This is a genomic window from Empedobacter sp. EJD.6dd (assembly GCF_057369435.1).
In genome coordinates, this window is record NZ_CM170667.1 from 73,666 (window position 1) to 99,935 (window position 26,270).

17 protein-coding genes are annotated in these 26,270 nt (G+C 31.3%); 12 read left to right on the forward strand and 5 right to left on the reverse strand.

What is annotated here, in order from left to right:
• Positions 1–8 precede the first annotated feature (8 nt).
• The 7 genes from AC2I98_RS00420 to AC2I98_RS00450 all read left to right on the forward strand — a co-directional run bounded on the left by AC2I98_RS00420 (position 9) and on the right by AC2I98_RS00450 (position 12,103).
• Positions 9–4,616 (forward strand): translocation/assembly module TamB domain-containing protein, encoded by a 4,608-nt coding sequence (locus AC2I98_RS00420; RefSeq protein ID WP_486412683.1) that lies wholly within the window; start codon positions 9–11, stop codon positions 4,614–4,616.
• Between the two features lie 212 nt (positions 4,617–4,828).
• A complete protein-coding gene (locus AC2I98_RS00425) occupies positions 4,829–5,299 on the forward strand; it encodes an Lrp/AsnC family transcriptional regulator (protein ID WP_486412684.1) in 471 nt (156 codons plus the stop codon).
• Positions 5,300–5,331: 32 nt separating this feature from the next.
• Positions 5,332–6,033 carry an NUDIX hydrolase gene (locus AC2I98_RS00430; RefSeq protein WP_038336322.1) on the forward strand — a complete coding sequence of 234 codons (702 nt, stop codon included), beginning with the start codon at positions 5,332–5,334 and terminating at the stop codon, positions 6,031–6,033.
• Positions 6,034–6,042: 9 nt separating this feature from the next.
• Entirely contained in the window at positions 6,043–6,525 is a 483-nt protein-coding gene (locus AC2I98_RS00435) for a hypothetical protein (protein WP_486412685.1), read from the forward strand.
• Positions 6,526–6,733: 208 nt separating this feature from the next.
• Positions 6,734–8,149, forward strand: coding sequence for an L-serine ammonia-lyase (locus AC2I98_RS00440; protein ID WP_486412686.1), 1,416 nt, complete (start codon positions 6,734–6,736; stop codon positions 8,147–8,149).
• Between the two features lie 264 nt (positions 8,150–8,413).
• Positions 8,414–10,288 (forward strand): DEAD/DEAH box helicase, encoded by a 1,875-nt coding sequence (locus AC2I98_RS00445; RefSeq protein ID WP_486412687.1) that lies wholly within the window; start codon positions 8,414–8,416, stop codon positions 10,286–10,288.
• A gap of 117 nt (positions 10,289–10,405) precedes the next feature.
• On the forward strand, positions 10,406–12,103 hold the full coding sequence (locus AC2I98_RS00450) for an AMP-binding protein (RefSeq protein WP_486412688.1): 1,698 nt from the start codon (positions 10,406–10,408) through the stop codon (positions 12,101–12,103).
• A 64-nt stretch (positions 12,104–12,167) separates the two neighbouring features.
• Here the strand turns inward: AC2I98_RS00450 and AC2I98_RS00455 are convergent, their stop codons facing one another.
• The 3 genes from AC2I98_RS00455 to AC2I98_RS00465 form a co-directional block, all read right to left on the reverse strand.
• Positions 12,168–12,899 carry an MBL fold metallo-hydrolase gene (locus tag AC2I98_RS00455; RefSeq protein WP_486412689.1) on the reverse strand — a complete coding sequence of 244 codons (732 nt, stop codon included), beginning with the start codon at positions 12,897–12,899 and terminating at the stop codon, positions 12,168–12,170.
• A 97-nt stretch (positions 12,900–12,996) separates the two neighbouring features.
• Entirely contained in the window at positions 12,997–15,159 is a 2,163-nt protein-coding gene (locus AC2I98_RS00460; protein ID WP_486412690.1) for a S46 family peptidase, read from the reverse strand.
• A gap of 249 nt (positions 15,160–15,408) precedes the next feature.
• The gene (locus tag AC2I98_RS00465) at positions 15,409–16,899 is read right to left on the reverse strand and encodes an aminoacyl-histidine dipeptidase (RefSeq protein ID WP_486412691.1); all 1,491 of its coding nucleotides are present in this window, start codon (positions 16,897–16,899) and stop codon (positions 15,409–15,411) included.
• A 188-nt stretch (positions 16,900–17,087) separates the two neighbouring features.
• On the opposite strand from AC2I98_RS00465, the gene AC2I98_RS00470 reads away from it, so the two are divergent.
• The 3 genes from AC2I98_RS00470 to AC2I98_RS00480 all read left to right on the forward strand — a co-directional run bounded on the left by AC2I98_RS00470 (position 17,088) and on the right by AC2I98_RS00480 (position 20,035).
• Complete coding sequence (locus AC2I98_RS00470; protein ID WP_486412692.1) at positions 17,088–18,392, forward strand: erythromycin esterase family protein; 1,305 nt, start codon at positions 17,088–17,090, stop codon at positions 18,390–18,392.
• Positions 18,392–19,273: an ABC transporter ATP-binding protein gene (locus AC2I98_RS00475; RefSeq protein WP_486412693.1), complete on the forward strand. Its 882-nt coding sequence runs from the start codon at positions 18,392–18,394 to the stop codon at positions 19,271–19,273. Before AC2I98_RS00470 ends, AC2I98_RS00475 begins: the two co-directional genes overlap by 1 nt.
• Before the next feature lie 120 nt (positions 19,274–19,393).
• On the forward strand, positions 19,394–20,035 hold the full coding sequence (locus tag AC2I98_RS00480) for an ABC transporter permease (RefSeq protein WP_486414091.1): 642 nt from the start codon (positions 19,394–19,396) through the stop codon (positions 20,033–20,035).
• Between the two features lie 51 nt (positions 20,036–20,086).
• Here the strand turns inward: AC2I98_RS00480 and AC2I98_RS00485 are convergent, their stop codons facing one another.
• The gene (locus AC2I98_RS00485) at positions 20,087–21,112 is read right to left on the reverse strand and encodes a M28 family peptidase (RefSeq protein WP_486412694.1); all 1,026 of its coding nucleotides are present in this window, start codon (positions 21,110–21,112) and stop codon (positions 20,087–20,089) included.
• A 139-nt stretch (positions 21,113–21,251) separates the two neighbouring features.
• Here AC2I98_RS00485 and AC2I98_RS00490 point away from each other — a divergent pair, with 139 nt between their 5' ends.
• Both AC2I98_RS00490 and aspS read left to right on the forward strand, forming a co-directional pair.
• A complete protein-coding gene (locus AC2I98_RS00490) occupies positions 21,252–22,934 on the forward strand; it encodes an amino acid permease (protein WP_486412695.1) in 1,683 nt (560 codons plus the stop codon).
• A 695-nt stretch (positions 22,935–23,629) separates the two neighbouring features.
• Positions 23,630–25,384 (forward strand): aspartate--tRNA ligase, encoded by a 1,755-nt coding sequence (gene aspS, locus AC2I98_RS00495; RefSeq protein WP_486412696.1) that lies wholly within the window; start codon positions 23,630–23,632, stop codon positions 25,382–25,384.
• 255 nt (positions 25,385–25,639) lie between these two features.
• On the opposite strand, the gene AC2I98_RS00500 is transcribed toward aspS, so the two are convergent.
• A complete protein-coding gene (locus AC2I98_RS00500) occupies positions 25,640–26,233 on the reverse strand; it encodes an RNA polymerase sigma factor (RefSeq protein ID WP_486412697.1) in 594 nt (197 codons plus the stop codon).
• Positions 26,234–26,270: the final 37 nt, after the last annotated feature.

Below are 26,270 nucleotides of genomic sequence, written 5' to 3' on the forward strand. Positions count from 1 at the left end.
TTAAACCATTGAAAATAGTCAGACGAATAGGAAGATTTTTATTGTCGTTGATTATACTTGTTTTAACGCTTGTTTTAACAGTAGCAATCGCAATACAAATCCCTGCTGTACAGACAAAAATAGCCCATTTTGCGTTAGAAAAATTAAATAAATCGTTGAATACACAAATGTATGTAGATTCGGTTGATATTGATTTTTTTGGACGTATATATTTCCATGGCGTGAAGATAAAAGATGATCATAAATATGATTTTATGAAATCGAAAACCTTGGAAACGACAATTGATCTTTGGTCACTTTTACCAGGAATCAAAAAAGATCATATCAATTTGAGTGAGGTGAAATTGATTCAGCCCGAAATTCGTGTGATTACTTACAAAGGAGATTCAGTTTCAAATTTTATCAAATTTGTCAATGGTTTTAGTTCTGATAAACCAAAAGATCCAAAAAAGATTTTCAAATTAGATGGAGATTTTATTTTAGAGGACGGAAAAGTTTCAATTGTTAATCAAAATTCTGGAAATGTTTGGTTGGATTCGAAACAACTAAATATGACGGTGAAAAAGTTTCGATTAGTTGATTCTGATATTACAGCCGATTTAGAAAATTTTTGTTTTGTTGCTACTCGCAATAAGGAAACATATAACGTACAAAATTTTACAGGAAAAGTTCATTATTCTAAAAAAGAAATTCGTGTTGGTAATTTAAATCTACGAACGGATACTTCTGTTTTGAACGGGAATTTATTATTGAGTTACGATCAGCCTTCAGACATGTCTGATTTTAATAATAAAGTTCGTTGGGATGTTTTCTTTGATAGAGGATCTAAAATTAATTTTAAAGAAATTCGCTATTTCACCGATTTATTTGACAAAAATTCTTCTGTTGATGTTTATGGAAAAGTGAATGGAACGTTGAATAATTTAACATTTACAGATTTTGAACTGAAAGGAGAAGATAATTATGTTGGTGCTTCTCGTTTACAATTGCAAGATGTGACACATGGTTCTTCGTTGAGGTTTTCTACGAGAAATGCTAAGATTAACACATCATATCAGAGAATAACAAAATTACTTCCGACTTCTATTTCAAAGAAAATTCCAAATCTGTTGACGCGTTTCGGAAATATAAATTATAGAGGAGATATTTCATTGAATCCTAATCAAATTGATGCGAATGGTTATGCTGTTTCTGGATTGGGTGATGCAGATATAAAAGCACAAATTAGGAATTACAAAGATGTAAAATCGTTAATTTATAAGGGAACTTTAGATGCGAAAAATCTTAATCTTCGTCAGTTAACAAATGCGAAAGATTTGGGTTATGTAAGTGGAAAATTTAGATTTGATGGAAAAGGAACTGATCTAAAAAATATCAATTTAAATTTAGATGGAAATCTTCGATACATTGATTTAATTGGGAAAAGATATCAAAATATTACGGTAGATGGCTTGGTCAAAAATTATCAGTTTAATGGTCTGTTTGACATCAAAGATCCTAATCTGAATGCGCAATTGAATGGAAAAATAAATTTTAGTGGAAAACCATATGATTTTGATTTCACTTCGAATATTCGTCAAGTTAATTTAGATTTTCTTGGTTTAACGAAAAATTTAGGTGTAGTCGTTCGTGGTGATGTTACGGGTAATTTTCAGTTAACGAATATTAACGATTTACGAGGAAATATTGATGTCAAAAATCTTTATTTCCGTTCTAAAAAAGATACGCTAGAATTGGCTCATGTCATCTTAAATTCTGAAATTAATGGTTCGCATAAAATTATGACATTAGATGTGCCAGATTATATGAAAGCCACTGTTGATGGACGATTTAATATTACAGAAGTTGCAAATGTGATTAATAATTCGCTTGTTAACTTGGTTCCTTCTTTCCGACATAAAAAAGTTTCACCTAATCAAGCATTTTCTTTTGATGTTTATGTGCAAGAAAATTTATTAAAATATATTGATCCATCGATTTCTATCGAGCCAGATACACATGTTAAAGGTTATATTGATGGAACAAAAAATCAATTGGAAGCGACATTGGATACACCAGGTATTAAATATGCAGGAATTCAATTGTTTCAGTCGAATGTCAATCTAAATACAATTGCAGAACTACCAACACTGAATGCGAAAATTGATAGTATGAAAGTGAGTGGAGTGACGATTAATGCGATTAATGTTAATTCGATTCCGAAAAATGATACCATGATCGTGAAAACAGATTTTAATATTGGTCGAAAAAATCCAATTTTATTTAATCTGAATCTTTTCCATACAGTTCAAAATAAGAATGATTTAATTTTTGGATTTTCGCCTTCAACGATTCAAATTGATTCGACACAATGGACAATTAATCATTTAAATGATGCAAACTCTAACCGTGTTATTTTTAATCGAATTAATAAATCTTTAAAAGTTGAAGATTTATCATTAGAATCTGAACAACAATATTTAAAAGTTAGTGGATTGTTTAATAATAATGTAGATTATAATTTTAATGCTGATTTTAAAGATCTGCATCTCGAAAAAATTATACCTAAAACATTGTTGAATAATCTAAAAATTGTCGGTATAGCAAATGGAAATGTAAATATTGTCCGAACGAAAGAAAAGTTAGAACCAACTCTTGAAGCTAAGATTGATCAATTAGGATTAAATGATTTTGAACTCGGAAATTTGACGCTGAAAGGTGGATACAATGTTGCGGATAAACAATTTAATTTTGAAACAAGTTTACAAAAAGAACAAATTCAATCATTGGTTGCATATGGGAATATTATCAATAAACCTACAGGTCCAGAGTTGGATGTGGATGCTAATTTTGATGAATTTCATATTGATTTCTTAGAAGGATTTTTGAAATCTGTTTTCTCAAATATGCGTGGAACGCTGTCAGGAGATTTAAAAATTACAGGTCCAGTTGATTTGCCTAATCTAAATGGAAATATGATGGCGAAAGATCTTGGTCTGAAAGTTAATTTCTTGGGAACGGATTATTTGTTTGAAGGTGAAAATCAATTGTTTGTTTCTAAACAAGGTGCAGGACAGGGTGTTATCATGTTAAACGATATTGAGTTTAAGGATATTTCTTACAATACAAAAGGTAAAGTAGATGGAGCGATTCTATTTAGAAACTTGAGTAAATGGGGTCTCAACTTAGAGTTTGATACGGATAATTTATTGGTAATGAATACAACTATAAAAGACAATGAGTTGTTTTATGGAAAAATATTCGCCAAAGGAAATGTGTCTATGTTTGGAGCAGTAGAAGAGTTGGAGATTGCCGGTGATGCAACTGTTGTAGGTAATTCGGAACTGACGATTAATACTGGAAGTACAACGATTGAATCTGAAAATAATTTGGTTCGTTTTGTTCCAAATCAACATTTAGATGATAAAACGAAGAATAATCAAGTAAATGCACCAAAAGGAATGTCGATTGATGTTAATATTAACGCCTATCCAAATGCAATGGTGAATTTGATTTTTGATGCTGCAACAAACGATAAAGCAACAGCACGAGGTACTGCAGAAAATCTTCGATTCTTGATGAACAAAGCTGGGCTTAGTTTAACAGGTGTTTATAATATAGAAAGTGGTACATACGAGTTTAGGCAATTTCCTCTGATTCCAAAAGATTTTAAAATTAAAAAAGGATCTTCGGTACAGTTTGCAGGAAACCCACTTGATGCGACTTTAAATATTACAGCGGAATATCAACGTTCAGTTTCCAATGTAGGCGATTATTTAGGTGTAGGATATTCTCAAATCTATGATGCAATTCTTTCCATTGATATTTCCGAAACACTTAAAAAACCTATTATAGATTTTGGTTTAACAATTCCAAATGCTGGATCAGATATCAATTCGCAGTTGCAATCAAAGTTCCGTTCTAATACAGAAGAACAAATGCTTCAGTTTAGTTATATTTTATTGACAGGTAAGTTTGGTGATGCTTCTGCTGTACAATCTGGAGTTACAAGTACTGCTGCTGATATTGGTTTATCGACAATAGCTGGAATGTTATCTTCTATTGCTAATAATGTCGATATACAAATGGAATATGTAGGTGGAAGTGCACAATCGGAAACAAATGATAAAATTAGAACTTCAGTTTCTTATCGTGTCAATAACCGACTTAGTTTACGAGGGTCATACGGAATTGCAGTAACAAATAACCGAAATGTACAAGAGAATTTTGATGGGAATTTTGATATTTCTTATGATATTTCAAGATTAAATAATGGTTCACTTATACTAAAAGCATTTACAAAACCAACAACTTTTGGTTTGTTACCAGGTATGGAAAATAATTTGAACCAAAGTTTTGGTGTCGGAATTCAATACAACAAAAGTTTTGATACGTTCAGAGGTTTTATAGGTCTAGACGAAAGTAAAAAGAAAGCTAAAGTTAAAGCTAAAGCAAAAAATGTAGAAAAGAGACAAGAAAAGTTTGATTCGATTATACTACCGAAACAAATTAAAATAGAGAGCAAAAAAATAGATTCTACTTCTCAAACTACTAAAGATACAGTAAAAGTTACGTATCAAAAACCTGCGCAACCTAAAGTGCAACAAAAACGACGGGGATTAGTCAAAATTAAATAAAAAAAAATGAGTTTATTGTGGTTAGACAATAAACTCGCGCAAACAAACAAAAGTGATTAGTTCTTTCTTTTCTGAACTATTATTATAACAAAAGTAAAATATTAAATAAATCATTAAAAAATATTTTGAAGTTTGTTTGTTTTATTTATAATTTTGCTAAAAATTAATTCGATTTTTTATTAAAATAATAATAATAGTCAAAAATTAGGAAAATGAATTACATAATTGATGATGTTGATAAGAAAATTTTGATGTATTTGATTGACAATACAAGAATGCCATTTACAGAAATTGCAAAAAAAATGAATGTTTCTGCTGGTACTATTCATGTGCGTGTCAAGAAATTAGAGGAGGCTGGAATCATCAAAGGAACTACACTAATTACAGATTATGATAAAATGGGTTATCAGTTTGTGGCATATGTAGGTTTATTACTTACAAAAACAAACAAAACTCAAAAAGTGATAGATGAATTATACAAAATTCCTAACGTAACAGTTGTTCACGTTGTTTCTGGGAAATATAATATTTTCTGTAAGATACGTGCGAAAGACACTTCAGATGCGAAAGACGTTATCTACAAAATTGATTTAATCGATGATGTTTTAAGAACAGAATCTATGATTTCTTTAGAAGAATCTTTCAATGATAAAAACAGATTGATGCATTCAATCTTTCATTAAGAAAAGTTCAATTTTTTAAATCATCCCACAAAATGACAGACGAAGAAAAAGAAAAATATTTTCAGGTCGCTCTATGTTCAAGTCTCGTGCTTTTCGGGTTTGATGGAGAAGATCTAAAAATATTGGTTTATAAAAAACTGAACGATCCTTTCAAAGGAGCTTTGGTTTTACCAGGAAAATATATAGCGCCAACTGTTAGTAATGATCAAGCTATTCACGAATTATTGATTGAAAAAATAGCTTACGATGAGCATCAAACTTATATCGAGCAATTAAAAGCATTTACTAAAGTATTTCGTAATCCTTTAGGTCGCGTTGTAAATGTTGCGTATTATGCACTGGTAAAATTAACGCCTCAAATAGAAGAGAAAGTAAAAACACAAGGAGGAGAGTGGTATGCTTACGATCGTGTTCCAGACTTAGCTTTCGATCATAATGAGATTGTTAAATATGCAAAAGAACGTGTGAAACGTCGTGTAAAACGTCGTCCAGTAGGATTTAATCTTTTAGGTGATGAGTTTACAATTGCACAATTACAAAGTTTATATGAGAAAGCGTTGAATAGAGAATTAGATAAGCGTAACTTTAGAAAGAAAATCTTTAACTCTAACTTAATTATCGAAACAGGTAATACAACTGATCCTAAACAACATCGTAAAGTATCAAAATTGTATCGTTTTGATGAAGAGAAATACGAAAAATTGAGTTTGAAAGGATATGATTTCTTATTTTAAAACAAAGCTATGACAGATCAAAAAATAGAACCAAATCAAGAACGTGATGATATTTTTGACACTAAAGTCTTAATGTCTGATAATACAAAAACCAAAGATTTAGAGCACAAAGGAAATAAAAAATCTTTTCTTTTTAAGTCTATGATATTTATAATGGTTTTTTTGATTTTGAGTATTCTTTATCGTGGTTATCAGTTATTGGTTACAAATGATTATTTGTTTCGCCAAATGTTAAATGAAGATGCACCAGAAATGCCAAAATGGTATCCAATCGCAACAATTGTTTTAGGCATTATTGCATTAATTGGAATATTCTTAGTAAACACATATAAAAGAATTGGTGTGTACATGGTTGTTATTTCTCTATTTGTTTCGGCAGCTATGCAGCCAGAATTTATGGCAGATGGAACACTATTTACAATGTTTGCCTTATTTGTGTTTATAGGTTATGGTTTAGCTATCATCTATCCATATTGGAACAAATTCAAGTAATAAAACTCAATAAAGTATAAAAAAGAGGTTGCAATTAATTGCAACCTCTTTTTTAATGTCAAATTATTTTGAATTAATATCATTCAATATGAATATTTTAAAGTCTATAATTGATTAAGTTGGTAAAAATTGTTATAAAATAAAACGAATATGTGAATTTAACGGCTATATTTGTCTTGTGTGGAAAAATGTAAATTAAAGGTACAAAATGGATTGTATTTCAGTATTTGATATGCTCAAAATTGGCGTTGGCCCTTCAAGTTCTCATACTTTAGGTCCTTGGCGCGCAGCAGAAGCTTTTTTGAAAGAATTAGAAGCTGCTTCAATTTTTAATAAAGTTACTCGTGTTCGTGTAGATTTGTATGGTTCTTTGTCATTAACAGGAAAAGGACATGCAACAGATTATGCGGTTATGTTAGGATTAAGCGGAGCAAATCCAGAGTATATTCCAGTAGATGATATCTCATCGATAATCAATACGATAAATAGTGACAAACAATTAAATTTGGGAAATAAATTTTTAATTGAATTTAACCCTACGACTGATATTGTTTTCAATAGAGAGTTTTTACCTTTTCATGCAAATGGAATGACGTTTACAGCTTTCTATGAGAATGAAGAATTAACTTCAACATTTTATTCAATTGGAGGAGGTTTCATTACAAAAGAAAATGATGACTCAATTAATACAGATGTAACATGTGCATTTCCCTATTTATTTAATACTTCGACAGAGCTTTTAGCATTTTGCGAGAAAGAAAATAAATCGATTTCAGAAATCATGTTCGAAAATGAAAAAACAATTCGAACAGAAGACGAAATTCATCATGAATTAATGCGTGTTTGGAATACAATGTTAGAATGTATGTATATAGGTTGTCATACAGAAGGTACATTACCAGGAGGATTAAACGTAAAACGTCGTGCCTATGATATGCACAAAAATTTGGTTGGAACAACTCCATATTCTAATCCTCAGGAATGGATTACATCTATCCGAAAAACAAAAGTATATTTTCGTCAAATTCTAAAATGGGTAAGCTGTTTTGCACTTGCAGTAAATGAAGTCAACGCTTCGTTAGGTAGAGTAGTAACAGCACCTACAAACGGAAGTGCAGGAGTAATTCCTGCGGTACTTATGTACTATTTAGTGATAGAAAATCATAAAGCTGGGCAAAAAGAAATTGAACAATTTTTAACTACTGCAGGAGTTATTGGCTCTATTTTCAAAAAAGGAGCGACTATATCTGCAGCGATGGGAGGTTGTCAAGCAGAAATTGGAGTATCTTCAGCAATGGCTGCAGCAGCTTTATGTGAATTAATGGGAGGAACACCAGCTCAAGTAACTATCGCAGCTGAAATTGCAATGGAACATCATTTAGGTTTAACGTGCGATCCAATTGGCGGATTAGTTCAAATACCATGTATCGAACGTAATACAATGGGAGCAATAAAAGCTATAAACGCTGCAGAATTGGCATTAGATACTGATCCTCTAAATGTAAAAGTTCCTTTAGATAAGGTAGTAAATACAATGTGGGAAACTGCTAAAGATATGAATAATAAATACAAAGAAACCTCTGAAGGAGGTTTGGCAGTTGCAGTGAATATTGCGGATTGTTAGTAATGTATTTATAGTCAATGAAATAAATATTTGTGTGTGATTTGTAAGGATTGTGAAAGTGTGTTGTGTGTTTCAAAAATAATCCTTACATTTGCACAGCCTTTTAGAAATAAGGTACGGATGTTAAAGAATATTCATTTAGGGATTTTTTAGGCTGCTCAGCCATTTAATTTTATTCTTTCATATCTGTTGGTTAAATAATTTAAAATAAAACCGGTGATATGAAACATAAATGAATTTCATTATCTCGGTGTCGTATCTAACATGATTACATTCAAAGAATTAGGACTTCAAGAAGATATCCTAACTGCAATTGAGAAAATGGGATTCGTTACCCCATCTCCAATCCAAGAAAAAGCTATTCCTCAAATCCTTTCATCAGATCAAGATGTTATTGCATTGGCGCAAACTGGAACAGGAAAAACGGCTGCATTCGGGCTTCCGATCTTAAATCAATTATCTACAGATTCAAAATCAGTTCAAGCAATTATTTTATGCCCAACTCGTGAGTTGTGTTTACAAATTGCAAAAGAATTAGAATCTTTTGCAGCAGATACACGTGGAGTACGTGTACAAGCGGTTTACGGTGGTGCTGACATCGTAAAACAAATAAGAGGTTTAAAAGATAATCCACAAATCGTTGTAGGAACACCAGGTCGTACAATGGATTTAATTAAACGTGGAGCGTTAAAAATCAATGATATTACATGGACAGTTTTAGACGAGGCTGATGAGATGTTGAACATGGGATTCCGTGACGAAATCGATTCTATCTTAGAAACTACTCCAGAAGAAAAACAAACTTTATTATTCTCAGCTACAATGCCTTCAGAGGTTCGTCGTATTGCTTCAGAATACATGCACAATCCAGTAGAGATTGCTGTAAGTAAAGTAAATACTGCATCTAAAAATATCGAGCATCACGTTTATTTAGTACGTTCATCAGATCGTTACTTAGCTTTAAAACGTTTAGCCGATTATTATCCAAATATTTATGGTATCGTTTTCTGTAGAACACGTCGCGAAGCGAAAGATGTTGCAGACAAATTGATGCAAGATGGTTATAATGCAGATGCATTACACGGAGATTTATCACAATCACAACGTGATCACGTGATGGAAAAATTCCGTAACCAAAATATTCAAATCCTTGTAGCTACAGACGTTGCTGCTCGTGGAATTGATGTTAATGAGTTGACTCACGTAATCAACTTTAATTTACCAGATGATCCAGAAGTTTATGTTCACCGTTCAGGACGTACAGGTCGTGCAGGTAACAAAGGTATATCTATCATCATTTCAGGTGGACGTGAAGCGCGTAAAATTAGAGATTTAGAAAAATTAATTGCTTCTAAAATCGAGCCTAAAAATGTTCCAACTGGAGCTGAAATCTGTGAAAAACGTTTAATTTCTTTAATCGATAAAATTGAAAATATCGAAGTTGATGAAGAATTAATCGAACCATACATGGAAACTGTAAACGAAAAATTAGCTAATATTGATCGTGATACATTATTGAAACGTTTCTTAACAGTTGAATTTAATTCGTTCTTAGAATATTACAAGAATACAAAAGATATTACTTCTGAAGGAGACCGTGGAGATAGAGCAGATCGTACATCTAACCGTCGTGGAGGTCGTGATTTCTCAAGATTCTTTATTAATATTGGTCAAAAACACAATTTACGTGTTCCAAATTTAATTGGTTTAATTAACGAACAAACTCGTAACCGTAACATCGAAATCGGAAAAATTGAAATTTTACGTAATTTCTCTTTCTTCGAAGTAGACACACAATTCGAGTCATTAGTTTTAGAATCTTTCAAAGATGCACAACGTGATGGTGTAGATTTAGATGTACAAATATCTAAACCAGAACCAGGACGTGGTGGAGAACGTCGCGGAGGAGATAGACGTGGAGGAGATTCTCGTGGACGTGGATTTAGTAGTCGTCGTGATAATGATCGCGAAAGAAGTGGTGGTTACCGTGGTGGAGACCGTGATAAAGGAGGAGATCGTGGTGGTTACCGCGGAGGAGACCGTGATCGTGATAGCCGTGATAGTAGAGGAGGAGATCGTGGTGGTTACCGCGGAGGAGACCGTAACAGAACAGGTAATTCAAGAAGAGGTAGAGATTAATATATTCTCAAAAAATAATATTAAAAAGGATGATTTTTTAAAATCATCCTTTTTTTGTGTTTAAAAATTTGTGCTTGAATTGATAAATTTTTTATATTTATTCAAAACCACAAATAAATGACAGTAAAAGAATTGTTTAATTCTATTCGAACTTCAATCGAAGAAGAAAACTTTGAGCAGTTAAAAGAGATTAAAATTTTTAAGCCAGAAAAATTTAATTGGGTTAGAGATATTTTTGAAACATACAATGTAGCTCAATTAGGAAAACAAAAAGCATTGATTTGGAAATACAATAATCAACGTGAAGATTATACTTTTCAAGATTTATCAAACAAATACAATCAGTTTTTAAACTTTTTACGAAATAAAGGAATTGTTCAAGGAGATAAAATGTTTTCTCAAGTTCCATTATTACCAATTACATGGATAGGATATTTAGCGGCGATTAAAGGTGGTTTAATTATTATTCCAGCAGCCACAACTTTAGAAGCTCGTGATTTAATTTTCCGATTCGAATCTTCTTTTCCAGAAGTTGCTTTAGCAGATCAAGCGAATGCATCTAAAATAGATGAGGCTGAATCTAAATTTGATAATAAAATTACCGTAAAATTAATTACAGAAGGAGAAAGGGAAGGGTGGATTAATATCAATGAATTATGGAACGAATTTACCGAAGCAGCAGCAGCAGATACAAAAGCTGATGAGGATTTATTTTATTTCTTTACATCTGGGACTACAGGGATGCCAAAAGTTGTGGTGCATACGCATTATACTTATCCGCTAGGAGGATTTACAACTTCTTCATGGGTTGGAATGAAACAAGGTGATTTACATTATAATATATCGCAACCAGGTTGGGCAAAATTTTTCTGGAGTAGTTTTTTTGCTCCTTGGAATATGGGGGCAACGATTTTAGGTTATCATGCAGATAAGTTTGTGTCAAAAGAGCAACTACAAACGATTCAAGATTTAGGAGTAACAACTTTTTGCGCACCACCAACAGCTTTACGCGTTTTGATTTTAGAAGATTTGAAAAGTTATCAGTTTAAACTTCGTCAATGTGTTGCAGCTGGAGAACCACTTAATCCAGAAATTATCGATGTATGGAAAGAAGGTACTGGAATTACTATTCGAGATGGTTATGGTCAGACAGAATCTACTGCAATGATTGCAAATTTACCGAATGAAAAAATAAAATATGGCTCGATGGGTAAACCAGCATTTTTATATGATATTGTAATTGCAGATGACGATGGTAATATTGTACAAGATTGCGAAGAGGGAAATATTTGCGTTGTACATAATGAGGAATCTATCAACGGAATTTTTAAAACATATCTTATTCAAAAAGATAAAATGTCAAAAGTTTTCAAACATAGTTTATATTATACAGGAGATAAAGCGTATAAAGATGAAGATGGTTATGTTTGGTTTGTAGGACGTGATGACGATGTTATAAAAGCATCAGATTTTAGAGTTGGACCTTTTGAGGTTGAAAGTGCTCTTTTAGAGCATGAAGCAATTATGGAAGCCGCTGTTGTTGCAAGTCCACATGCCTTACGTAGTAATGCAGTAAAAGCTTTTGTGATTTTAGCTCCTGGATATGAAGCATCAGAAGAATTAGCTAAAGATATTTTCAAATATACTGAAGAACATTTGGCGCGATATAAAATTCCGAGAATTGTACAGTTTGTAGAATCTTTACCAAAAACAATTTCTGGAAAAATACGCCGTGTCGAATTACGCAATCAAGAAGCGAAAGATAAACAAGATAAAATTAAAATTCTGAACGAATATTTTCATGAGAAATATTAGTCATGTTTAAAATTTTGACTAGTCCTTAAAAATAAATATAGATTTGCAGGACTAGTCAAAATCTCTAAAAAGCCTTAATCGCTGTTCTTTTTCCGTGATAGAAAAGTATTTTCCAGTGTTCGGTTTTTGCATCAACTTCCCAACGCAAACGATCTTCCATTGCTTTTACACCATCAATATCGTTTTTGAAAGCGGCATGATATTTAAGATAATTCAATTGAGGTAGATTGTCAGCTCCATAAAATACAATTTCATCATTTTCTTTGATCCAAAAAACTTGTTGAAAAGGAACATGACCGCCAGTTACATCGAATTTAATATTATCCGTTATATTTCCACTATTATCATTCATCCAAATAATATTTTTGAAAGATTTTAGTTTTTCTAAACGTTCGTAATTATAAGAATTATTGGTTTGAGAAATAGCGTATTCATATTCACGTTGTTGAATATAAATTTTAGCATTTGGAAAATTGCATACAAATTGTTCGCCGATCCAACTTCCAATTCCGTTGATATGATCTTTGTGTAAGTGCGAAATTAAAACTTTTGTAATTTGATTTGGTGTAATATTTTGTTCGCGTAATTTTCTAAGAATAATAGGTTCACAATCGATTTCTTCTCCAAAACCAGTATCAATCAAAATATTTTCATTTTCGATTTGTACCAAAAAAGGTCTAACATTAAGGTAATATCCATTCTCAGGTTTTCCCTCAATTATATCTTGACTTTTAAAGTGAAATTCCTTTTTCTCATCAACATGATAAACTCCTTCAAATAATGGAATAACATTCATTTTCTTTCAAACTTTATACAAAGGTATTTCTTTAAATGTTTTCAACAAAAAAAGGCTTCCAAAATAGGAAGCCTTAAAAATTATTGTGATTCAATTCTTATTTTACAATTGTCATTTCATCAACGATGTGTTTTGCTCCAGCAAATTTATCAACAACCCATAAAACATAACGAATATCAACAGAAATCGTACGTTGTAATTTAGGATCGAAGATTACGTCACCAGCCATTGCTTCGATGTTTCCGTCGAATGCAATACCGATTAATTCACCTTTACCATTCATTACTGGAGAACCAGAGTTACCTCCTGTAATATCATTGTTTGATAAGAAATTTACGTGTAAGTATCCATCTTTATCTCCATATTGTCCATAATCTTTTGCTTTCGCTAAATCTAATAAACGTTGTGGATTTTCGAATTCTTCGTCACCTGCAATGTGTTTTGCAACAGTACCTTCTAATGTTGTAAAGTAGTTAGAAGCAACATCTGGTTGACGTTTTGGATTAGTACTTTTTGGTAAATTTTGGATAGATCCGTATGTTAAACGTAACGTAGAGTTGGCATCTGGATATAAAATATTTCCAATTTTAGACTCACGTAATCCTTTTACTAATAAACGGAAGTTTTTAGAATAAGAATCATTCAATTTAGCTTGCTCATCAGTTTGCTTAGAAGCTCTTTCTACTAAAGCGTTTGATAAAACATATAAAGGATCTTTTTTCAATACTTCTACATCTGGAGAGATTAAGAAATTCTCTACTTGTTTTTGATCTGCGAAGAAACTTCTTTCAACAGCATCATTTACATAAGCTGTAAAGTTCTTGTTATTTTGCTTCGCTAAATCAGCAACATAAGGTGCTAAACCAGCTTCGTTCGCTTTAGAAGCATAAAGATTTAATTGAGCAGCCAATAAATCTTTTTCTAAAGGTAAGTACATTTTTTCGTAGTATGCGTTGATCGCATTCTGAATTTTAGGACGCATTTCGTCACGTTTTGCATCATTCGCTGCAGCATAGTTTTCTAACGCTTTACCGATAGAATAAGGTGCACTTGCTAAAGTAGAATAACGTAATAAAATATTGATGTAATTGTTATGACGCGCATCTAAATTTGTTTTAGCATAATAGTTATTCAAGTTAGAAACAACATCACCATATTCAGCTTTGTTTGCTCCTTTTTGAGCCCATTTATTGAATTTTTCTTCTTCTTTTGTTTTCTTCGCAACAGTTCCATGAAGTTTTAAAGCTTCAATCATTCCATCACGATTTTTCCAATAGTTCGCAACTCCAGCATATTTAGAAGCATAATCAATGTTTACTTTTTGATTTTTCTCCATATACTTTTTCATCTGATCCATTGTTACTTTAGAAGCTTCAACCCATGCAGGATAAGCGTACTCTACATTTTGAGCAACACCTTGCGCAGGCATCCAACGATTTGTACGACCTGGATAACCTAAAATCATAGCGAAATCATTTGGTTGGTAACCTTTTAAAGAAACTGGTAAATGATGTTTTGGTTGTAATGGAACATTGCTTGTAGAATAAGCAGCAGGATTTCCATCTTTGTCACCATAAACACGGAACATAGAGAAATCTCCTGTATGACGTGGCCATTCCCAGTTGTCAGTATCCCCACCGTATTTACCGATAGAACTTGGAGGAGTTCCTACTAAACGAACATCTTCGTAATCTTGGTAAACGAAGTAGTAATATTCATTTCCTTGGAAAAAAGAACGTACAGAAACTACATATTTTCCGTTTTCGCTGTTTTCTTTTTCAATTTTAGCAATCTCTTGGTTAATCGCTTTTTCACGATCTAACTCAGACATTTTATCATTTACAACACCTAAAATACGTTTAGAAACATCATCCATACGAACAAAGAAACGTACTTTTAAGCTTTTTGGTTTTAACTCTGCAGCTTTATCTTTCGCCCAAAAACCATCTTTTAAGTAATCATGTTCAGGAGCAGATAATTCAGCTATCGCACCATAACCACAGTGGTGATTTGTCAAAACTAAACCTTGACCAGAAACCATTTCAGCAGTACATCCACCACCAAATTGTACAATAGCATCTTTTAAAGAGTTATTGTTGATACTATAAATTTCTTCAGAAGTTAATTGTAAACCTTGTTTTTGCATATCACGGTGATTCAGACGTTCTATGAACATCAAGAACCACATTCCTTCGTCAGCTTTCACTTTAAAAGGAAAAAGCATAACCACTAAAAGTGTGGATAATAAAATTCTTTTCATTATTGTTTGTCTTCAATTTTACGAAATGCTAAAATAATTGATTATCTGAAGTTCTCCTAATCTTTAAGTATTTAATGGAGATTTATTGTGGCTTTTTGAATAAATTGTTTCAATAATTAGTTATTACAGAACGAAAAATATTTTTTTAGATTGAATAAGTTTAATGAAAGTAAGTGAATTAGAATTTGATAGATAAAAAAAAAGACCACTCGTTAGAGCAGTCTTTTATAATTTATTAAAATGATAATTTTATATATTTTTTGAATTTGCACAGCTATAATCAACTGGTCCATCGTTTGGAATATCTTTCAAAATATCTAATAAATAATCCCAGAACTTTTGAACTGAAGCAATTTCTACTTTTTCGTCAGGTGAGTGAGCGCCAGTAATATTAGGTCCGAAAGAAATCATATCCAAACCAGGATAATTTGTTCCGATAATACCACACTCTAATCCAGCATGACAAGCAACTACTTTTGGTTCTTCTCCGAATTTTGAAACATAAATACCTTTCATCAATTCTAAAATTTCTGAATGTGTATTCGCTTTCCAACCTGGATAAGAACCTGAAAATTTAACTTCAAATCCTCCTAATTCGAAACCAGCTTTTAAAGTTTCAGCTAATGCTTCTTTACCAGATTCTATTGAAGAACGAGTTAAACATAATACACGAATATTTCCTTCAATTACCTCTACACGAGCTACATTATTAGATGTTTCAACTAAACCATCAACATCAGGACTCATTCTGTAAACTCCGTTAAAGGCAGTCATTATTGTTTGAATAATCACCTTAGAATCTTCAACAGACATTACAGAAGTAGCTTCAGTAGGCTCTAAAGTAATGACCATTTTAGGTTCTTTTGTTTCATATTCTTCGATGATTTCAGCTCTTAACGTTTCGTAAGCAGCTTTGAAAGCATCAACTTTATCTGTAGGAATTACAATTTTAGCCCAAGATTCGCGAGGAATAGCATTACGCAAACTTCCGCCTTCCATGTGCGCAATTTGTAAACCAAATTCAGTTCCAGCATTTAAAAGACGAGCAATTAATTTGTTCGAATTTCCTAATCCTTCGTGAATTTGAATTCCAGAATGTCCTCCATTCAAACCTTTTAAAGTTAAAATAAAAGTAGATCCGTTTATAGTTTCAGCAGTATATGATTTAGTAGCTGTAACATCAATACCACCAGCACAACCAATGTCTAATTCGTCATCTTCTTCTGTATCCAAATTCAAAAGAATTTTTCCTGATAAGAATCCAGCTTTCAATCCTAAAGCACCTGTCATTCCAGTTTCTTCATCAATCGTAAAAAAAGCTTCGATTGCTGGATGAGGAATATCTTTCGATTCTAAAATAGACATAATTGTCGCAACTCCAATCCCATTGTCTGCTCCTAAAGTTGTTCCATTTGCAGTAACAAACTTCCCTTCTTCAATGTACATTTCAATTCCTTGTGTGTCGAAATCGAATTCTACATCATTATTTTTTTGACAAACCATATCCAAGTGCGATTGCATCACAACTGTTTTACGGTCTTCCATTCCTGGATAAGCAGCTTTTTTGATTAAAACATTTCCTACTTCATCAGTTTCGACAGGTAAACCTAAATCTTCACCAAATTTGATGATGAACTGACGTACTTTTTCTTCTTTTTTAGAAGGTCTTGGAACTGAATTTAATGCTGAAAAGTTTTTCCAGATTGCTTTTGGTTCCAAATTAAGAATATCGTTATTCATTGTTTGTTTTTTATTGTTCTTCAAAGTTACGGAATTGAATGGAAATTGTTAAAAGAAAGGAATTTTAATTTTTATTGATTCGTCAACCAACCTTTTGAGTTTTTCCTGAATCATATAATTAAGAAAAAAACAATAATGCATGTGATTGAATCTTAAAAAATCTTATTTTTAAATAACGCTATACTATTATGAAGAAATTGACACTATTTGCTATTCTTACTTTACTCAGTTCTATTTTACTGAATGTTTTTGTATTTAAGAAAATACCTGAAAAGGATTTTCAGCAAATGATTGCAGAAACGAAGCAATATAAACATCAAATCAATTCGATTGAAATGACTGAACAAAATAATCAAGATTTAGAATTTTTGAAAACAGTATTAAAAGATAATCGTATTGTTTTTTTGGGCGAAAGTGCACATCAAGATGGACAGACTTTTAAAGCCAAAGCTCGTTTGATAAAGTATTTGCACCAAAATTTGGATTACAATGTTGTTTTGTATGAGGCTGGACAATATGATATGTGGATAAGCAACCAAGAAATGGAAAAAGGAGCTTTAGGTATCGGAAAAGATTCTATAGCTGGACTTGGTATGTTCAATTTTTGGTGGGATAATAAAGAAACTCAACCTCTAAATAACTATTATTTACAATCGAAGAAAACAAATAATCCAATTACATTGGGAGGTTTTGATATGCAATATTCTGGTACTTTGCTAGCACGTTTTAATTCAACTAATAAATTAAGCAGAGAAAAATTATTAAAAATTTTTTTAGATAAAAACTCTATCAATATTAATAGGTATCCAATGTTAAAAAGAGAATACAATTTTCTTGGACTTTTTAAAATTAAAAATGTATTTGAAGAGAGTTTTAATAAAAATGAAAGACAAATTTTTTTCAATGAATTAGACTATATTTCAAAACGTATTTCAAAACTTCCAAGAACTGATGAAACAAGGATTTATTCACGTTATCTGAAAGACATTAAAAATGATATTCAGAAAAATTTGATGTATAAATCTGGAACAATGAAGAGTATGCAGTTCAGAGATTCTTTGATGGCAGAGAATTTAATTTATCAATTAGATTCTCTTTATCCCAATCAGAAAGTAATTATTTGGTCGGCGAATGTACATGCTTACAAAAAATATTATCCTAATAATTTTAAACCATTGGGACAATATATCAAAGAAAAATACAAGAATCAGTCGTATGCAATTGGTTTTACTTCGTATGGGGTTTATAATCCTCTGAAACAAATAATTAATGCACCGAATAAATATGCGGTAGAGAATGCATTTCATCAACTTAATCAACCTTATTTCTTTTTAGATTTTCATGAAGTTCCGAATCAATCTGTTCTAAAATCTGAGTATTATTCAGTTATAGATCAAGGAATAAATTTCAAAGCAAAATGGAGTGATTTTGTAGATGGAATTTTTTACATCGATGTTAATCAAGTACCAACATCACTAAAAGAAGAGAAATAATGAAAAGTATAGAAATAAAAGATTTGAACTTTAGTTTCGGATCAAAACAAATATTAAATCAAGTTAATCTTAATGTTCCGAGAGGAAGTATTTATGGTTATTTGGGACGAAATGGCGCAGGGAAATCGACAACGATTAAGTTACTTTTAGGATTATTGAATTCGAATGAAGATTCTATTTTCTTGAATGAGTTGAGTATCAAAAAACATCCAATTGAGATTCATGCTTTATCAGGAAATTTGATTGAAGCGCCTTGTTTTTACACAAAATTGACCGTTTACGAAAATCTAAAATACTTAGATGTAATTTATCAAAAAGGCGAGGAGCGAATAAGTGAAGTGTTAGATTTGGTTGATTTATTGTACGCGGCGCATTATAAAACATCTGATTTATCGATGGGAATGAAACAACGATTGGGAATTGCAATTGCGATTTTTCACGATCCAGAAATTTTGATTTTAGATGAACCTCTTAATGGATTGGATGCACAAGGAATTTATGAAATGAGCGAATTGTTTTTGAGGTTGAATGCAGCAGGTAAAACGATTTTTTTATCAAGTCATATTTTGATTGAATTAGAACGAGTTGCAACGCATATTGGAATTATAGAAAATGGAAAGATGATTTTTGAAGGTAAAAAAGAAGAATTGCTCGGAAATGTTGTGCGTAAAGTTGCCATAAAAATTAATAATGCAGAGAAAGCAAAATTACTTTTCGGAAATGGAATAATTGAAGATAACGTCATTCATTTGGAAATTGAAAACGATGATGATTTTCATCAAAAAATTCAACAATTAATTCAAAATAACATTGAAATTTATGATCTTCAGTCTGAAACAGCTAATCTTGAACAAATTTTTATTAACCTAATTCAACACTAAAATGACAAATACATTTTATAAAGCATTTGCTTCCGAACGATATAAATTATCGAAAAACAAAGAAATTTTTGGTGTTTTATTTTTACCTACTTTAGTCGTTTTAGTCGTTTTTTTTATTTAATTTATAAAGCTCCTTTAGAAGAAATAGGGGAGAATCCATGGTACAGTTTTTTAGGACGCTATGTTTTTATGTTTTTCTACATGCTATTTCCAGTTTTAATTGCTGTATTTGTACATTCATGTTGTGATGTAGAGTATAAGAACAATAATTACAAATTACTATTTACTCTGCCCATTTCACATGTTAAAATTTATTTAGCCAAAGCTTTATTTATTTTAATTATTGTAAGTTTTTCAGTTGTTGGAGCTTATGTATTTTTTCTATTAAGTGGATATTTATTACAATTTATAGCACCAAATTATGGTTTTCAAGATTTTGATTTTAGAGAAGTAACTTTTTACACTTTTTTCAAATTATGGATTGGATGTTTAGCTGTATCTATGATTCAATTTGCTTTAAGTTTATTCTTCAGAAGTTTTATTTACCCAGTAGGTTTTTCTTTATTTGCAACTGTTTTTTGTTCTGTGATTAGTAGTAAAAAGTTTGCAGATTTTATTCCTTATTCAAGTTCTCCAAAATCATTAAACAATTTAATGTTTCAAATTACAACTTTAGAAAGGTTAGATTATATCAACCTTATATACATTGTTCTGTTTTTAGGATTGAGTTATTTTGTATTTATTAGAAAGAAAAATTTATAATAAAAAATCCTGTCAAAATTTTGACGGGATTTTTTAAAGTTAGATGCTTAATTATCTTGTTGAAGGCATTGGCGATTCTTTGTCTACAACTGGTCTGTTTTCAGCATTTGCTAAAATCCAAATTGTATTAAAAGCCAACTTCGTTCTACGTGTCAATAAATCATATTCGATTTTATCTGGCGTATCACCTGGTTTGTGGTAATCATCGTGTACACCATTAAAGAAGAAAACAGACGGTATGTTATGTTTTGCAAAATTGTAATGATCAGAACGATAATAGAAACGGTTTGGATCGTCTGGTGTATTGTAACGCATATCCAAATTAATTCCCAAACCATCGTTTGCTGCTAAAACTGCTTTGTGTAAATCTGAAGATAACATTTCCGAACCAATTACATACACAAAATCTCTTGTTTGCTCGTTGTGTTCATAATCAACACGACCTATCATATCGATGTTAACATTTGCAATTGTATTTGCTAAAGGAAAAATTGGATGATCTGAATAATATTTAGAACCTAATAAGCCTTTTTCTTCTCCAGATACATGTAACAATAAAACTGAACGTTTTGGACGAATTCCTTTTTTCTCTGCTTCGCGAAAAATACGCCCAATTTCCATTACAGCAACTGTTCCAGAACCGTCGTCATCAGCACCAGGGTATAATTTACCATCTTTAATCCCATCATGATCATAATGCGCAGAAATCACAACAATTTCTTCTGGCTTCTCAGATCCTTCAATGAATCCCATTACATTACGCATTTGTCCTTTTACTCGACTAAAAGTAGCAGCAGGAATAATTTGGAAATAATTATTATTAGGTCCATTAATGCCTAATTCTTTGTAATAATTAGAGATATAATTACCCGCTTTTATTTCACCTTCGGTACCAGCATTTCTACCTTCCATATCAGGTGCAGCAATGATGTATAACTGCTTTTTCAATTCTGCTTCAGAAATTTTATCTGTATATTTTACAAGACTTTTTTGGTATTTCTCTTGGGAAATTGGTTTTGTAGAATCACAACTTACTAACGTGGCCGCTATCGCAATTGCAAATAAAAATTGTTTCATGTTAATTTTTTGAATTAAATTTAAAATTAATCTAACAAAGCAGAATAAAAAAGAAATTTGAATAAAAAACCAATATTTATACGGATTCTATCCGATTTTGGAATTGACTTTTTTATATTTGCCCGTTTTTAAATAAATTATGTCACAATTATTCAGGAAGAAATCGGTTGATCAGATATTATCCGATGCAGAAAAAAATCCAAACTCATTACAAAAATCTTTAGGAGTTACAGATTTAATAAGTTTAGGAATTGCTGCTATTGTGGGAGCAGGTATTTTTAGTACAATTGGTTTAGCTGCTTATAATGGAGGACCTGCGATTTCATTACTTTTTGTTTTTGTAGCTTTTGCTTGTGTTTTTACTGCATTGTCTTATGCACAATTTGCAAGTACAGTTCCTGTTTCTGGTTCTGCATATACCTATAGCTATGTTGCATTTGGTGAATTGTTTGCGTGGATAATAGGTTGGGCTTTAATTCTTGAGTATGCTGTTTCTAATATGGTTGTAGCTATTTCATGGTCCCAGTATTTTGTTTCCATGTGTGAGGGATTTGGTATTCATATTCCGAAATGGTTGACAATGGCACCTCAATACGCAACAGAAGCTTATCAAAATTCATTGGAAGTAGGTGTAGATAAATTAACAGGTATAGAAAAAAATGCGTTAGAAGCTTTTAATACAGCGCCTAATATTGGAGGTGTACCAATTATTTTTGATTTACCTGCAGGTATTATTACAGTTTTGGTTACCATTTTAGTTTATATTGGTATTAAAGAATCTAAACGAGCGAGTAACATTATGGTAATGATTAAAATAGGAATTATTTTAGCTGTTATCATTGGAGGAGCTTTCTTTGTAAAACCAGAAAATTGGATGCCTTTTGCGCCTAATGGTTTAGGAGGTGTAATGGGAGGTGTTGCTGCTGTATTCTTTGCATTTATTGGGTTTGATTCTATCTCGACAACTGCAGAAGAATGTAAAAACCCTCAGCGTGATTTACCACGTGCTATGATAGCTTGTTTAATCATATGTGCCATTCTGTATGTTGCTATAACATTAGTTTTAACAGGTATGGTAAAATATACAGATTTAAATGTAAAAGATCCTTTATCATATGTTTTTCAATATGTAGGATTTGATCATATGGCTGGTATTATTTCTGTTACGTCAGTTATTGCCATTACAAGTGCTTTATTGGTATTTCAATTAGCTCAACCTCGTATTTGGATGACAATGTCTCGTGATGGATTGTTATCAGAAAAATTTGCTAAAATTCATCCCAAATATAAAACACCATCTTTCGCAACAATAGTTACTGGTTTTGTTGTAGCAGTTCCAGCATTATTTATTAAGATGGATTTCTTTGTAGACTTAACTTCTGTAGGGACATTCTTTGCATTTATTGTAGTTTGTGGAGGAGTTTTGTATATGGATAAAACAGGATTGTCAGAAAAAGCAAAGTTTAAAGTACCTTATATCAACGGAAAATACATTGTAGGTTTAGGATTTATTGTAGGGTTAGTTTTATCGTATTTCTACGGAAATGAATCTTTACAAGAATGGAAAAACCTTGGAGCAAATGTTTTGATACATAAATCATTGGTGATCGTATTTTGGTTGGTTTGGTTTGTAATTAGTATACTTAGTTACAAGCATAATTTTTCATTATTTCCAGTCATCGGAATATTGATTAATTTATACTTAATGAGCGAATTAGGAGCAAGCAATTGGATTATCTTCATAATTTGGTTAATCATTGGTTTAGCGATTTACTTTACGTATGGCTATAAACACAGTAAGTTGAGAAAACAAAATTCATAATAGTTTTAAAAGCGATTCAATTTTGAATCGCTTTTTTACTTATTTTTATTCAAGTATGAAGGCATTTTTAATCAACTTAATTAAAACATTTTTTTTTACATTAAGCTCTTTTATATTCTATTTGGTTTTCCATTTTGGATTAATGAATTTTTTTTTCTTTCTTCCAACAAAGAATAAGAAGTTATTACAACTTATGAATTTATTCGAATTTAAAATAGAAAATCATACAAGTTTTGAAGATTATTTATTCGTTTTACAAAAAGAATTTAAAATTATTGAGTTTGTTTTAATCGTATTTATATTGCTAGTTCTTTATCAATTAATATTTAAAATAATAATCAAATGGCGAATAAGTATTTTTAAGAAAAGTGTAAAATATTATATAATTTCTTATATAGTTATCTTAATTATTTCTACCATTTTTAATTTTTATACTGATCTAAAATATATTAGAAAAGACAATTTGAATATTAAAGATTTTTATAATAATGAACATGTTTTATATTATATTAATTATGATATTTTTTCTTATTCAATTGGTTTTACTTTACTCTTATCTATTTTAACGGCTTCTATATCTTTATTTTTTTATCCATCTAAGAAATTTTGATATTGAATTTATTCATTCAAAATCTTGGATAAACTTCTTTATTTCACCTCAAAACTTTACCTTTGCTCAATAAATTTGACGACAAATGTTTAGAACTCATACTTGTGGTGAATTAACACAAGCCAACATTAATGAAAAAGTTACGTTAAGCGGTTGGGTATCAACTCTACGTGATAAAGGTTTTATGATGTGGATCGATTTACGTGACCGTTATGGAATCACACAAATCATCTTAGACGAAGAACGTTCTTCGAAAGAATTATTTGAAACTGCTCGTCATTTAGGACGTGAGTTCGTAATTCAAGTTACAGGTACTGTAATCGAAAGAGCTTCAAAAAATCCAAACATTCCAACAGGAGATATCGAAATCTTAGCAGAAAATATTTCAATTTTAAATGAATCTGCATTGCCTCCATTCACAATTGATGATAATACAGATGGGGGAGAAGATATTCGTATGAAATATCGTTATTTAGATATTCGTCGTAATCCAGTCAAAAATAAATTAATTTTCCGTTCTAAAGTTGCGCAAGAAGTTCGTAAATATTTAGATGCACAAGATTTCGTAGAAGTTGAAACACCAGTTTTAATTAAGTCTACACCAGAAGGAGCACGTGATTTTGTAGTTCCATCTCGTATGAATCCAGGAGAATTTTATGCTTTACCACAATCACCACAAACATTCAAACAATTGTTAATGGTAGGAGGTTTAGATAAATACTTCCAGATTGTAAAATGTTTCCGTGACGAAGATTTACGTGCAGATCGTCAACCAGAATTTACACAAATTGACTGTGAAATGTCGTTTGTTGAACAAGAAGATATTATGAATGTTTTCGAAGGATTAGCAAAACATTTATTACATACTTTCAAAGGTTTAGAATTTGGAGATTTTCCTCGTATGACATTTGCTGATGCAATGCGTCGTTACGGAAATGATAAACCAGATATCCGTTTCGGAATGGAATTCGGAGAAATTACTGATTTAGCTAAAGGTCATGATTTCAAAATCTTTGATGAACAAGAATTAATCGTTGGTATTGCAGCAGAAGGATGTAATTCTTATACACGTAAAGAAATTGATAAATTAATCGAATGGGTTCAACGTCCACAAATTGGTGCTACTGGTTTAGTTTGGGTTCGTTGTAACGAAGATGGTACGTATAAATCTTCTGTAGATAAATTCTATTCGCAAGATGATTTGGCTGCTTGGGCAGAACGTATGAATGCAAAAGCCGGTGATTTATTATTGGTAATGTCTGGTAACACGAATAAAGTTCGAGCACAATTATCTGCTTTACGTATGGAAATTGCAGAACGTTTAGGCTTACGTAATCCTGAAGTTTTCGCTCCGTTATGGGTTGTAGATTTTCCATTGTTAGAATGGGACGAAGAATCTGAACGTTACCACGCAATGCATCATCCATTTACTTCTCCAAAACCAGAAGATATGGCGTTAATCGATACTAACCCAGGTGAAGTTCGTGCAAATGCTTACGACTTAGTTTTAAATGGAAACGAAATTGGAGGAGGATCTATTCGTATTTTCGATAAAAATATTCAAGCAAGAATGTTCGAGTTATTAGGATTTACTCCAGAGCAAGCAGAAGCTCAATTTGGTTTCTTAATGAATGCATTCAAATATGGTGCGCCACCTCATGGAGGTTTAGCATTCGGATTTGACCGTTTTGTATCTATTTTAGATGGTTCAGAAACAATTCGTGATTATATCGCATTCCCTAAAAATAATTCGGGTCGCGATGTAATGATTGATGCGCCATCAACAATTGATCAAACACAAATGGATGAATTATTTATTGCTTCTACAACAGAGAAATAAGAGAAAAAATAAGAACATAAAAAAGGTCTGAAATATTTATATTTCAGACCTTTTTTATTGAAAATTCAAAACAATTTAGTTCATATTAATGATAAAATCTTCATTTAAGATTGTTGATTTAATAACCTTTATAGACTTTGAAAAAGATAATATATTATCGATTGTAGATTGTCTTGGTTCAATATTCTCGGAGTAGAATTCTATCATTTTTAAAACTTATTTATTCTAAAAACGCTAAATAGATAAGTTTATTTTTTAATCAACTGTTAAAATAATGTTATTATTATCGATCACCTTTCTAAGGTTAATAATAGCATAACGCATTCTTCCTAAAGCAGTATTGATACTTACATCTGTTTCTTCAGCGATTTCTTTAAAACTCAATTCTTTAAAGATTCGTAATTCTAAAACTTCTCTCTGATCTTCTGGTAATTGTGTAACCAAGTTTCTTAAATCATGTTCAATCTGAGATTTTATAATTTTTGTTTCAGAGCATTCATCACAAATACCAATAAAATCAAAAATATTATATTCTTCGTTGTATCCAACAGTTTCACTAACGGTCGGCATTCTTTTGTTTGATCGAAAATAGTCAATAGTTAAATTGTGAGCAATACGCATAACCCAAGGTAAAAATTTACCTTCTTCGTTATATCGTCCCCCTTTTAGGGTAAGGATTACCTTGATGAAAGTGTCCTGAAATATATCTTCAGTTACATCCTTATCTAAGACTTTAGAGTATATAAAACTATAGATTCTTCCTTTGTATTTCTCTATCAATGTTTCTAAAGCATTTTCATTACCTCTCAAATAATCTTGGATTAGTAAAGAGTCATCTTCATAGTTCATAGTAGCAATTGTTAATTATAAAGTAGAGTTAAATCTA